Genomic DNA, 12,245 nt, shown 5'->3' with positions numbered 1-12,245 from the left:
GTAAACTCGCGGAATATTCCATTCGGGGGCAGGCCCTATGAGCCAATACCGCAATAAAATGGGGCGCGATAAGCACCCGCCCAAGCCCATTACGCCTGCCGAATTGTCCGCGAAATTGGGCGCGGCGCAGATGGACATAGTCAGGGGAGCGGAGCGCGAGCGAGGCGGCGTTTCCAAGATCATGGCTCTTATAGAAACCGCCATGAATGCGGGCAGCCTGGATCAGCGCGGCCAGAGCATGGAAATCCTGGCGCAGATGGCGGGCAGCGACCATTCGAAATATGCCGATAAATTTCTCGAACTGGCCGGCAAAGGCCGGGATGATCAGGAAAGCCCCAGGGCGCGGATAGCGGCCATGAACGCGGCGGCGGCGGTTATCGGCCTCGCGCCGCGAGAGGCGGGAACGGTGCTGCGCGATTTCGCCAGTCCGGGCCTCAAAGACAGCAGCCCAGAAGTCCAGACTGCGGCGGTAAAAATTCTTGGAGCGGTCGTCGATCGTGGTCAAATCGATTATAGCCGTTCCGTCATTCCGCTGCTGACCGGCACGGTCGCGGCAGACGGCGACGGCGCTGCCGAGGCAAAAGAAGCAGCCCTGAATGTGGGAAGCGCCCTGATCCAGAAATATTCCCGCAATACACCCTATGCCGATTCCATGCTGGAGCTTGCGGCGGAAGGATTTAAATCCGGCCGCGAGGAGGCGCGCATGGCCGCCGCCAAGCTTGTAGGAAATGTTGGCTATTCTCACCCGCAGAAGGCGGAACAAGCCATGGGCGCGCTCGAGTCCTTCCAGGATACGGAGACAATCGACCGTGTGCGCATGTCCATCGCGGGAGAATTCGCGCAGACGGCAAGAAATCAGCCGGGTCTTGAAGAACGGGCCGTGGCCAATATCGAAAAAAGCATCGACGGCGGTTCAGAAAAAGGCGGAACGTACGAAATCGGCGCGGCCGTGAAGGGCTTGCAGTATGTTGCGCAGCACTATCCCGGCCAGGCATCAAGAGTGGTCGGTATCGCCGAGAAGATCATCAATGATGAAGATGTGCATACGCGCATCGCGGCCACGATTGCCTTGGGGTTTATCATCGGCAATGCGGACGGCAAAACCCCCGGCGGTTCAAAAGAACGCGCGCGCGATATCGTGAATGGCAGGCTGGAAACCGAACAGAATCCGCAGGTCAGAGCGCGCCTCGTCAGCGCCGTCGAAGGCGCATATAAAGTTCAGAATACCGTGAGCGACGGATCGGCCAGGTCCAGCCCGAGATCGGGAAGCGGGTTCGGCAATCGATTGCAGTTGCGCCGATAGCGGCATCTCCATTAGAAAATCGTCGAAAAGAAAAAGGCCCGGACAATCTCCGGGCCTCCCCTTTTGTCGATATCCGCTGCCCCTTAACCGTCGCGCCCATTGTGCTTCTTGCGGAAGATTGCCCGGTCTTCCCGATGCTCGGCGCGGCGCAGGCGATGTTTCTCGCCGGGCGTGACCTTGCCGTCGCTGACGATGTGCTCTTTGCGCTTGTCGAGCGCCTCATCGCGGCGTTCAAGCCCTTTCTCTTCGCCGGGGGTCAGCGCGCCGCTTTCCACGCCCTTTTCGATCCGGCGATCTTGCCCCGCTTCATGCCGCTGATATCGTTTGCCGCCTTCGGCCAGCGCCGGGGTTGCCGTCAGCGCCAAGGCCACGCCTAAACAGGCGAATTGTGCCAATTTCATTGTTATGTCTCCGTTATAGATGAGTCCGTTATCGGACTGTCGGAAATCATACGGATGGATTGTGAAATTTCTATGACCGCTTCTGAAAATCTCTTGGTAAACAGGAGTTTACCTAACGACGTGGTACCAGCGCGATCCGCTCGCTTCCATTATAGAGAAATTACTTTCGCGTTTATGCTGTATGATCATTTTCATAGCAGTGTGATTTAAGGTTAAGAGGATTAGGAATGCAGATTAAGCAGCGCCTCGCGCAATTTATCAGCGCCGGAATTTTATTGGCGGCTGCGGTGGGCTGTGATTCCGAGAAGACGCCGACGCTTCCGTCGTGGATCGGGCCGATATCCCGATCTGCGGCCCCGCCGCCTCCGTCTCCGCCTCCGCAAAATCCTGTCCCGGCACCGCTATTATGCAATCCCACGGGCCAGCCTTGGAGTAAGAAATTCGGGCCCGATATTCCATCCACCAGAGATAAAGCGTATGACGTGTATATCCCCGCGCGTTTCTGCCCCATCGGCGGCAAGTATGATTTGATTGCGCATTTTTTCGGCGCGGTTCCGAACCAACACCGGAATATGGAAAACGCCAATATGAATGCCATTGTCGTGAGCGTGAATCTCGGCATCGCTTCCGATAAATACGCGACGGCTTTCAATCCGCCCCATGCCTTCGACGCGCTGTTGAACCAGACGCAAGAAATTATCGATGAGGGTTTGGCAAAAACCAGTCGCCCGGCCGCGCAATTGAACCGGATCGCGCTTGAATCATGGAGCGCGGGATTCCAGGGTGTGAGCGCGGTCATCATGAATCCCGGCGATCATGCGTCGCAGATCGATGCGGTGTTGCTCGCGGACGGCCTTCATACGCTTTTCAAGAACGGCATTCCCCGTAAGATAAACACGAATAATATGGACAAATGGGTCGCGCTTGCCGAGGCGGCGGAAAACGGGGGGATACTGTTCGGCGTCACCCATTCTTCGATCTTTCCGGAGAAATTTATCGGCACGACCGAAACCGCCGAATACATCCTGCAGAAAACGGGCGTCCCCAAAGGGCCGCCTGGACCGCCCGGTCCCGGCAAGATGCGGAGCCTGTATGAAGCGCATCGTGGCGATTTTCACGTCAAGGGGTTTTACGGGCAAGATCCTAAAGACCATATCGCCCAGATCGTCCATATGGGCGAGACGCTCTATCCTTATCTCCGCGTGCGCTGGCAGAAACAGCCCGCCCCCACTCCGTAAATCTTACTGCGGATAAAATTTCCGCCGCATCCGGTCCATATAGCCCATGAGATTGGGATGCTTGCGGATTTCGTCCTGAACCGGCGACGGGAAAGGCTCGATGGCAAAGCCGATCAGGAACGGATAGGCCGTGGCGTCGACCGAAGTCGGCTGCTCGCCCATGAAGAACTTCTTATCGCCGAGAAATGTCGAGGCCGCCTTGATGTCGGCCTTGCCGAAAGCGGCGATTTCATCGGGGCCATGGCGGCCCGTGCCCTGATAATACAGCGCGGCGCGCATTCTTTTCTGCATCTTGCCGAAGGTCCAGTTGCGTATCAGGACGGGCATGTCGGAGAAAAAGGTTTTGCGCACGATCGGCCAGTTCTTCTCGTCGTCCCAGCGGTTCTGCAACATGATGAAATAGGTGCGCTCCTCCAGCATTCTGGCGAAGGCATGAGCGGTCGCGCGCTCTTCGGCGCTCAATCCCTGGTCGAGATCGCGCCCGGTTTTCTTTTCGAGATGCTGGCGGATGATTTCGGAATCCGCGACCCGCGCGCCGTCCTCGTCCTCGATGAACGGCAGCTTGCCCTTCGGGCCGACCTTGGGATTGGATGTCGGCACGATTTCATAGGGAAGCTCGAGCATCTTCAGCATGACTTCGGTCTTCATGCAGAACGGGCTGGCGTTGGGCAGCCCGAAAGCGGAGGGGAACTGATAGAGCTTAATCATGGGAGCCCTTTTTCTCGAGACGCATGGTCATGTCGGTCGCCGCGCCGACGATCATGATGACAACCACAGGCAATATAAACCAATTACCCCATAAAATAGTAAATGCCAAGGCGCAGGAGAGGGCCACGGCCAGCTCGATAGTAGGGTAGCGCGGGCTGATTCTCGCGCCGCAATGGCGGCATTTTCCCTTATTCGCCAGATATGAGCCTATCGGAACCAGATCGCGAGCCCCGAGAACGGCATGGCATGACGGACAGCTCGAGCGCGGCGCGACTATTGAAATCCCGCGCGGCAGGCGGTAGCTCAAGGCCGTGACGAAGCTGCCCAGGATCGCACCAACGATGAAGCCGGTGAGGGCGGCGGCGAGGAGGGGAAGGGAGTCAATCACCCGCTCGCCGTTTTGCTCATCCGGTCGATGGTCGAGGTCGTGCTGTGTCCGGCGACCAGATCGACGAGATGAAGCTCTCCGCCCCAGCCCTGGACCAAGTCCCAGCCGACGACTTGCTCCGGCCTGTAGTCGGAGCCTTTGACCATCACCGTCGGGCGCAGCGCCTTGATGAGCTCATAGGGCGTGTCCTCGGCGAAGATCACGATCATATCGACATCGCTCAACGCCGAAAGCACGGCGGCGCGCATCTGCTCGTTTTGCACCGGCCGATGTTCGCCCTTCAGTTTCTTGACGGATGAATCGGCGTTGAGGCCGACGATCAGCCGGTCGCAGCGCGCGCGCGCCTGCCTGATCGAGGCGAGATGGCCGGGATGGAGCAGGTCGAAGCAGCCATTGGTAAAGCCGACTTTCAAGCCCTGCATGCGCCATTTCTCGGCCTGGGCGCAGGCTTCGGGCAGGCTCATCAGCTTATTGTGAATGCTGTCCCGGCTCATGCCGTTGTCTTCCTGCATTTCGCTCAGCAGATCGTCGACCGTGACCGTCGCGGTGCCGACCTTGCCGACGACGATGGAGCCCGCGAGGTTGGCGAGATAGGCGGCGTCCGGCAGCGGCGCGCCTGCCGCCATTGCCATCGCCATCGCCGCGACGACCGTGTCGCCCGCGCCGGATACGTCGAATACTTCCCGCGCCGTGCCGTGGATATGGACGGCGGGCTGATCCTTGGTCACGAGGCAAACGCCGTCGCCGCCCAGTTTCGCCAGCACGCATTCGATATTATAGGCGGTGATCAGCACGCGCGCCGCCTGTTCGGCCTGCGCCACCGTCTTGATCGCGCTGACCCCCGTCGCTTCGGTCAGTTCCTTGCGGTTGGGCGTGATCATGAACGCGCCGCGATAGCGCGAGAAATCGCGTCCCTTGGGATCGATCACCACGCGCTTGCCCTGTTTCTGGGCGAGTTCGATGACGCGCGGAACCATGGTTTCCGTCAGCACGCCTTTCGCATAGTCCGACAGGATGACGATGCTTGCGCCCGGCAGCGCGGCAGTCACGTGGAGCATGATCTGCTCCTCGAGTTCCGGAGAGACCGATTTGCCGTCTTCGCGGTCGGCGCGCAGCAATTGCTGGCTGCCGGCGATACAGCGGATTTTCAGCGTGGTCGGGCGCGAGGGGTCGGTCAGGATCGTCGGCGTCACGCCGTGCAGCGTCGCGAATTGTTCGGCGAGATCATAACTGGCCTGGTCTTTTCCGGCGATGCCGATGACATCGACCTGCGCGCCGAGCGCGGCGAGATTGCGGACGACGTTGCCCGCGCCGCCGGGCATCATCAATTCGCGGTCGATGCGCAGCACCGGAATCGGGGCCTCGGGCGAAATGCGCTCGACCCTGCCATAGACGAAGCGGTCGAGCATAAGATCGCCGAGCACCAGAACGCGCTGGCCGGAGAATTTTTCCAGAATGGGAGGCAGGTTCTGGCTCATGGGTTAAACATACTGATCGGGTTGCATCATATAATCCTGCACGTAACGCCGGATGCCTTCTTCCAGGCTGGTCATATGGCTCACATCGTAACCGGCTCCGGCCAGTTTATCCATTTTCGCCTGGGTAAAATACTGGTATTTTTCACGCAAAGTTTCCGGCATGTCGCGGTAGGTCAGCATAGGCTCCCTGCCTGCCGCGCGATAGACGGCGGCGCCCAGATCGGCAAAGCTCCGCGCCTGGCCCGTGCCGACATTGAACAGGCCATTCACGCGCGGATTCTGCCGCAGCCACAGCATGACATTGATGACGTCGCCGACCCATATGAAATCGCGCAGTTGCCCGCCATCCTGGTAATCGGGCCGGTGCGATTTGAACAAGGGAAAACTCTCACCGCGCTGGGCGAACGGAAATACCTGATGCACGACCGAACGCATATTGTCCTTATGGTATTCATTGGGACCATAGACGTTGAAGAATTTAAGCCCGACATATTGCGTCGGCCTGCTCCTGATATCGCGCTGGCCCACGATCCAGCGGTCGAACAGATGCTTGCTCCAGCCATAGAGATTGAGTGGCCGGAGCCGCGCCAGATAATCGGGATCGTCGCTGTCGTCGAATTCCGCCGATCCGTCGCCGTAAGTCGCCGCGGACGAGGCGTAGATGAAACTCACATGATGCTCGGTGCACCATTGCCATAAATCCTTGCTCAGGCGGAAATTGTTCTTGATAATCTCGTCGCCGTCGGTGGCCGTGGTCGCGGAAATCGCGCCGAGATGATAGATCATGGTGATATGATGCTTGTGTTTTTCCAGGAACGCGGGCAAATCCTCGGGACGCACGCAATCTTCCAGGCTGCGTTTGGCGATGTTGCGCCATTTGTCGCCGGTGCCGAGCCAATCGCTGATGACGACATGCTCGCCCGCGGCTTCTAAAGCCGCCGCGAGGTTGGAACCTATAAATCCGGCGCCGCCGGTCACGATGATCATTCGATTCTCCTTGATGGGCCTCCAATACACAATCTTGACTTCGTTTTGGCAAGCGGCTTGAGTACGGCCCTGTTTTGAAAGGTTTTATGATGCAACGCGCACTTGTGTTTCCCGGCCAGGGCAGTCAGGCCGTCGGCATGGGCAAAGCTCTGGCGGATGCCTTTCCCGTCGCCCGTGAAGTGTTTCAGGAAGTCGATGACAGCCTGAACCAAAAATTGAGCCAGATCATGTGGGACGGCGCGGAATCCGATTTGCGCCTGACCGAAAACGCTCAACCTGCGCTCATGGCGGTCAGCATGGCCGTTATCCGCGTTTTGGCCGTCGAGGCGAATTTTCAGCTTCCGGCGGCGGCTAAATTCGTCGCGGGGCATAGTCTGGGCGAATATTCGGCCTTGTGCGCCGCCGGTTCGTTCACGCTTGCCGATGCGGCGCGATTGTTGAAACAGCGCGGGCAGGCGATGCAGGCGGCGGTTCCGGTTGGAATCGGCGGCATGGCGGCGCTGCTTGGCGTCGATCTGCCGCAGGCCGAAGAAATTGCCGCCGCCGCCGCCGGAGACGAAGTTTGCGCCGCGGCCAATGATAACGCGCCCGGCCAGGTCGTGATCAGCGGCCATATGACGGCGATCGACCGCGCCATGGTGATTGCCGCCGACAAGGGCTTCAAGCGCAGCGTCAAACTGCCGGTCAGCGCGCCTTTTCACTGCTCGCTGATGCAGCCCGCGGCGGAAGTCATGGAAGCGGCGCTCGGCAAGGTGACGATCCGCCCGCCTGCCGTGCCGCTGGTCGCCAACGTGACCGCCGCCGCCGTCGCCGAACCGGAGCAAATCCGCAAATCGCTGGTCGAACAGGTAACGGGAGCCGTGCGCTGGCGCGAATCCATGCTTTACCTTAAAGAGCAGGGCGTGGAGCAGATCGTCGAATGCGGCGCTGGATCGGTGCTGGCCGGGCTTATGAAACGGATCGACAAGGACGTTACGGCGATGTCGCTGCATACGCCGCAGGATATCGAAGCTTTTTTGAAAACGGTTTAATGCGAAAGACAGGGGAAAAATCAATGTTCGATCTTACGGGAAAAAACGCGCTGGTGACCGGCGCTTCGGGCGGGCTAGGCCAGGTAATCGCCAGGGATTTGCATAAGCAGGGCGCGCGCGTCGTTTTGTCCGGCACGAAAGTGGCGGCGCTCGAGGCCCTGCAGGCCGAACTCGGCGAGCGCAGCTTCGTGGCGACCGCCAATCTCGGTGATCCTGAAGGCCCGGCGCAATTGCTGAAGGATGCCGAGGCGAAACTGGGCGCGGGCGTCGATATTCTCGTCAACAATGCCGGACTGACCCGCGACGGCCTTGCCTTGCGCATGAAGGACGAGGATTGGCAGGCGGTGCTTGATATCAACCTCACGGCGGCATTCCGCCTGATTCGGGGCGCGATGCGGGGCATGATGTCCCGCCGCTGGGGCCGCGTCATCAACATCACCTCCATCGTCGGCGTGACCGGCAATGGCGGACAGGCGAATTATGCGGCATCCAAGGCCGGCTTGATCGGCATGAGCAAGTCTCTGGCGCAGGAAATGGCGCCGCGCGGCATCACCGTGAATTGCGTCGCGCCGGGATTTATCCAGACCGCCATGACCGACGTCCTGGCGGACGAGCAGAAACAGAAGCTTCTGACGGTCATTCCGCTTGGACGGATGGGCGCGCCTTCCGACATTTCCGCCGCCTGCGTCTATCTCGCCAGCGACGAGGCCGCGTATGTCACCGGACAGACCTTGCATGTCAATGGCGGCATGGCGATGATTTGAAAAATCTTTTCATTTATGGTTAAATATGGCCTGGGTAAAACGCCCTGGCTTTCGCGATGAGGCAACACCGATGAAGATGATCTTACTATCGATAGCGGCGCTTATTTTATGGTTGCCGGCGGAGGCGCAGGCCGCGGCTGTGAAATACGAACCCGACGTCGTCACGCTGTCTGGAATGCTGGATCTCGAAGAGATTAAGGAACAAGGCCTGCCGGTCACTATTTTTTACCTGAAACTTGATCGTCCCGTGGATATCGAATTCGATCCGAAGAACGAGGCGAACAGGGGAGAAACAGGCATCATGAAAATCCAATTGAATATCAAGGGCGATGAAATCATCAGTCTCGTCAAGGCGAACAGGGATATGCCCGCGCAAGCCATCGGAACATTGAGACACGCCCGCACGTCGCGCGAACATACGCCTGTCGTCATGACGGTCGATCGCCTGCAAGTGCAGTAGCCATTGCCGGATTTCCTCGACGCCGAACGCCATCTTGCCAAGGCCGATCCCGTCATGCGGCGGCTCATCCGCCAGCACGGCTCCTGCACGCTCATCGCCGACAGCAAGCGCCAGCCTTATGAAAGCCTGGTGCGCGCCGTGGCGCATCAGCAATTGCACGGCAAGGCGGCGGCGGCCATCCTGGCCCGTTTCATGGCGCTGTATCCGGGGCGCTTTCCGAAGCCGGAAGCCGTGCTGGCGACGAAAACCGACAAGCTCCGCGCCTGCGGCTTTTCATTGTCGAAGATCGCCGCGATCCGCGATATCGCCGAGCATACGCTGTCCGGCGTGGTGCCGACTTTAGCCAAGGCTAGAAAGCTATCCGACGACGAGATCATCGAGCGCCTGACGCAAATCCGCGGCGTGGGGCGCTGGACGGTCGAGATGCTGCTGATGTTTCATCTGGGACGCCCCGACGTTCTGCCGGTCGATGATTTCGGCGTCCGCAACGGTTTCCGCATTGCCTATAAGCTCGACGCCATGCCGAAGCCGCGCGCGCTCATGGAATTCGGCGCGCGCTGGCGGCCCCATGCGACGGTGGCGAGCTGGTATCTGTGGCGCGCGGCGGATTTATCCAAGAAATCTTAGCTGACCATCATTTCGATGGTTTTACTCAAACTGGTTTCCGCCGCCGGAAGGTCCGAGGCGATCAGGCCATGCTTGACGATCACGATCCTGTCGGCCACGGCAAAAACATCATTGAGGCGATGACTGACCAGAATGACGGTGCGGCCATGATCACGCTGACCACGGATCAAATCGAGAACCTCGCCGACTTCGCGGGCGGCAAGCGCTGCCGTCGGCTCGTCCAGCAGCAAAATCTGCGGATCGAAGATGGCGGCGCGCGCGATGGCAACCGCCTGCTGCTGGCCGCCGGAAAGCAATTGCACCGGCATGCCGAAATCGGGGATTTGAATGCCGAGACTGTCAAGCTCGGTGCGTGCGATGTGCTCCATGCGCCGCCGGTCGAGAAAGCCGGTGAAGGGCGCGTATATTTCCCTGCCCATGAAAATATTGCTGACGATATCCTGCTGCCCCGCGAGGGCCAGGTCCTGGAACACCATCTCGATGCCTGCGGCGCGGCGCTCGTGAGGGGATAATCCGGTAATGTCGGCGCCGTTCAGCATGACATGTCCCTGATCGGGCGCGTACAGGCCCGCGATGACTTTCAGCAGCGTGGATTTGCCCGCGCCGTTATCGCCGACCAGCGCCGTGACCTTGCCCGGCTCGAAATCGATCGTCAGGCCGTGCAGGACGCCCGCGCCGCCGAAGGATTTCGCGATGTCTTTGAGGGCCAGCGTCATGAGCGCGCCCCGCTGCGCCGCAGGAAGGCCGAGGCCAACAGCACCAGCCCCACGAACAAAATCTGGTAGAACGTGCCGATGGCAAGCAGGTTCAGCCCGTTCTGCAGCACGCCAAGGCATAATACGCCGATGAAAGTTCCGGCGATGGTCGCGCGCCCGCCGAACAAATTCGCGCCGCCCAGAATGACGGCGGTGATGGCGGCCAGCTCATAGTTCTGCCCTGCCGTGGGATCGCCGGAATTGGTGCGGGCCATGAAAATGAATCCGGCAAGACCCGACAGCGCGCCCGCCAGCCCGTAAATCCTGAGCCGCAAATTCCTGACGGGAATACCGGTCGCCTTGGCCGCCTGATCATTGTCGCCGAGAATGAGCGTATGAATGCCGAATCTCGTGTAATTCAAAAGATAAATGCAAATCAGCGCAGCAACCGCCAAAAATAGAACCGGCGTGCTAACGCCCAGCAACGTCTTCTGGCCGATGGCCGTCATCGCGTCGGAAAGCCCGTAAACCGGCATGCCGTCGGAAACAATATAGGCCGAGGCCCGCACGACGCTGAACATGCCAAGGGTCACGATAAAGCTCGGCGCGCCGGTAATGTCGATCAGCCAGCCATTGATGAAGCCGCAGACCGCGCCGACCGAGATCGCCAGCAAAATCGCGAGCAGGGGAGGCAAATCGAAATTCTGCGCGCATTTCGCGGTGATGACTCCGGCGAGCGCCATTATCGCCGCCGTCGACAAGTCTATGCCGCCGCTGGCGATGACGAAGGTCGCGCCCAGCGCCATGAGTCCGATAACCGCGCTGGCCGTCAGGATGTTGTTGACGTTCGAGAACGACAGGAAATAGGGCGACAAAAAACCGAAACCCGCGAGCAGGACGATCAGGAATACCGCCGCTTGCAGGAGATAGGCTTTGCCAGGGTATTTTGTCATTCCAAATCGCTTCGCTGTCCTAGCCGTCATTCCCGACGGCCTTGGCCGCCTTCGGGCGGGCAAGGCCGAGCGGGAATCCCGTTTTTCTTGTTTGGAAAAAGAAAAACCAAACGGGATTCCCGCTCGCCGCTGCGCGGCGTCGGGAATGACGGCTGCGCGGGATGCGCTCTACCGAACATATTGCAGCAGGGGATCAGTCCCGGATTCCATGAACTGCCTGGTCAAAACGGGCGTCGGCGTGATTTCAAGTTGCTCGGTGGGTTCGCCTTTAACGGCGGCGACGGCTTTCTCCACGCTGCGCTTGCCGATAAGATAGGGAAGCTGGGCGACCGTCGCCGTGAGCTTGCCCTCCATGACGGCCCGGCGCGCATCCGCGACGCCGTCGACCCCGATCACGCTGATTTGGTCTGTTTTGCCCGCTACGCGCAATGCCTCCGCGGCTCCCAGCGCCATCATATCGTTGGCGGCGTAGATGACATTGAGGCCCGGCTCGCGCTGCAAGATGTCGGTCGTGACATTCATTGCCTTAAGCCGGTCCCAATCCGCCGATATGGAGGCTATGACTTTGGCTTGGGGGAGAACCTTCCTGACTTCGTCGGTAAAGCCATCCGCGCGCTTGCGCGCTGGAATGCTGCCGGCTACACCTTCGAGCACGAAAATTTTCGCGGTCGGCGCGCCTGCGATCGTTTTGAGATAATCCGCCGCGTTCTTGCCGATCTGATAGTTATCCGAACCGACTGAAAAAGCGAGGTGAACGCCCGCCTTGTCGGCCTCGGCGATGGAGATGCTGGAATCCATGTCGGCAACGATGATGCCGCGCGCGGCGGCTTCCTTCACGCATTCGATTCCCACCGAGGTTGTGACGGCGGAAATCGCCAGAAATTTCGGCTGCCGCGCCAGCACTGCCTGACATAGATTCAATTGCTCTTCCGCCGCGCTGTCGCTGGACAACTGATGAACGCTGGCCGAAATGCCTTGTGCTTTCGCTGTCTCGTTGATTCCGTCCACGACCGCTTGCCAATAGGGATTGCCGCGTGCCTTGAGTATGAAGATATACTCGCCCGTCTCTTCGGCTGTGGCTGCTCCAGCAGGGAGCGCCGCGATCATCGCCAGCACCAAAAACGCTACTTTTTTCATCGGAAATTTTCCCGTGGCTGCCATAATCGGACAGATTGTAGCGGATCGGCGCTCGCGGCCAAGCGGTTTTTCCGG

14 protein-coding genes are annotated in these 12,245 nt (G+C 59.6%); 6 read left to right on the top strand and 8 right to left on the bottom strand.

Annotated elements, in window-relative coordinates:
- The first annotated feature begins 37 nt into the window (after nucleotides 1-37).
- A complete protein-coding gene (locus WDO70_10825; protein MEJ0063661.1) occupies nucleotides 38-1,303 on the top strand; it encodes a hypothetical protein in 1,266 nt (421 codons plus the stop codon).
- A gap of 83 nt (nucleotides 1,304-1,386) precedes the next feature.
- Here WDO70_10825 and WDO70_10820 read toward each other — a convergent pair whose 3' ends face one another.
- Complete coding sequence (locus WDO70_10820; protein ID MEJ0063660.1) at nucleotides 1,387-1,704, bottom strand: hypothetical protein; 318 nt, start codon at nucleotides 1,702-1,704, stop codon at nucleotides 1,387-1,389.
- A gap of 587 nt (nucleotides 1,705-2,291) precedes the next feature.
- Here WDO70_10820 and WDO70_10815 point away from each other — a divergent pair.
- Nucleotides 2,292-2,942: a hypothetical protein gene (locus tag WDO70_10815; GenBank protein ID MEJ0063659.1), complete on the top strand. Its 651-nt coding sequence runs from the start codon at nucleotides 2,292-2,294 to the stop codon at nucleotides 2,940-2,942.
- A gap of 3 nt (nucleotides 2,943-2,945) precedes the next feature.
- On the opposite strand, the gene WDO70_10810 is transcribed toward WDO70_10815, so the two are convergent.
- Genes WDO70_10810 through rfaD form a run of 4 tightly spaced genes read right to left on the bottom strand, consistent with a single transcriptional unit; the run spans nucleotide 2,946 to nucleotide 6,503 of the window.
- Entirely contained in the window at nucleotides 2,946-3,650 is a 705-nt protein-coding gene (locus WDO70_10810; protein MEJ0063658.1) for a glutathione S-transferase family protein, read from the bottom strand.
- Nucleotides 3,643-4,038 carry a prepilin peptidase gene (locus tag WDO70_10805; protein ID MEJ0063657.1) on the bottom strand — a complete coding sequence of 132 codons (396 nt, stop codon included), beginning with the start codon at nucleotides 4,036-4,038 and terminating at the stop codon, nucleotides 3,643-3,645. Before WDO70_10805 ends, WDO70_10810 begins: the two co-directional genes overlap by 8 nt.
- Complete coding sequence (gene rfaE1, locus WDO70_10800) at nucleotides 4,035-5,516, bottom strand: D-glycero-beta-D-manno-heptose-7-phosphate kinase (protein MEJ0063656.1); 1,482 nt, start codon at nucleotides 5,514-5,516, stop codon at nucleotides 4,035-4,037. The genes WDO70_10805 and rfaE1 overlap by 4 nt, the downstream gene beginning before the upstream one ends.
- A 3-nt stretch (nucleotides 5,517-5,519) precedes the next feature.
- On the bottom strand, nucleotides 5,520-6,503 hold the full coding sequence (gene rfaD, locus WDO70_10795; GenBank protein ID MEJ0063655.1) for an ADP-glyceromanno-heptose 6-epimerase: 984 nt from the start codon (nucleotides 6,501-6,503) through the stop codon (nucleotides 5,520-5,522).
- An 89-nt stretch (nucleotides 6,504-6,592) separates the two neighbouring features.
- Between rfaD and fabD the strand changes: the two genes are divergently transcribed.
- The 4 genes from fabD (at nucleotide 6,593) to WDO70_10775 (ending at nucleotide 9,385) form a co-directional block, all read left to right on the top strand.
- Entirely contained in the window at nucleotides 6,593-7,534 is a 942-nt protein-coding gene (fabD, locus tag WDO70_10790; GenBank protein MEJ0063654.1) for an ACP S-malonyltransferase, read from the top strand.
- Nucleotides 7,535-7,557: 23 nt separating this feature from the next.
- Nucleotides 7,558-8,298: a 3-oxoacyl-[acyl-carrier-protein] reductase gene (gene fabG, locus WDO70_10785; protein ID MEJ0063653.1), complete on the top strand. Its 741-nt coding sequence runs from the start codon at nucleotides 7,558-7,560 to the stop codon at nucleotides 8,296-8,298.
- Between the two features lie 70 nt (nucleotides 8,299-8,368).
- Complete coding sequence (locus WDO70_10780) at nucleotides 8,369-8,758, top strand: hypothetical protein (GenBank protein MEJ0063652.1); 390 nt, start codon at nucleotides 8,369-8,371, stop codon at nucleotides 8,756-8,758.
- A 3-nt stretch (nucleotides 8,759-8,761) separates the two neighbouring features.
- Nucleotides 8,762-9,385, top strand: a complete 624-nt coding sequence (locus WDO70_10775; GenBank protein ID MEJ0063651.1) for a DNA-3-methyladenine glycosylase — start codon at nucleotides 8,762-8,764, stop codon at nucleotides 9,383-9,385.
- On the opposite strand, the gene WDO70_10770 is transcribed toward WDO70_10775, so the two are convergent.
- The 3 genes from WDO70_10770 to WDO70_10760 form a co-directional block, all read right to left on the bottom strand.
- Complete coding sequence (locus tag WDO70_10770) at nucleotides 9,382-10,101, bottom strand: ATP-binding cassette domain-containing protein (GenBank protein ID MEJ0063650.1); 720 nt, start codon at nucleotides 10,099-10,101, stop codon at nucleotides 9,382-9,384. The two genes, WDO70_10775 and WDO70_10770, sit on opposite strands and share 4 nt — an antisense overlap.
- A complete protein-coding gene (locus tag WDO70_10765) occupies nucleotides 10,098-11,033 on the bottom strand; it encodes an ABC transporter permease (GenBank protein MEJ0063649.1) in 936 nt (311 codons plus the stop codon). The genes WDO70_10770 and WDO70_10765 overlap by 4 nt, the downstream gene beginning before the upstream one ends.
- Before the next feature lie 168 nt (nucleotides 11,034-11,201).
- Nucleotides 11,202-12,170: a substrate-binding domain-containing protein gene (locus WDO70_10760; protein MEJ0063648.1), complete on the bottom strand. Its 969-nt coding sequence runs from the start codon at nucleotides 12,168-12,170 to the stop codon at nucleotides 11,202-11,204.
- Between the last annotated feature and the right edge of the window lie 75 nt (nucleotides 12,171-12,245).

It is taken from the genome of Alphaproteobacteria bacterium, assembly GCA_037200005.1.
Classification (GTDB): domain Bacteria; phylum Pseudomonadota; class Alphaproteobacteria; order UBA9219; family RFNS01; genus JBBCGY01.
The sequence above is the reverse complement of the archived record's forward strand: the minus strand, read 5'-3'. Positions and strand labels throughout refer to the sequence as shown.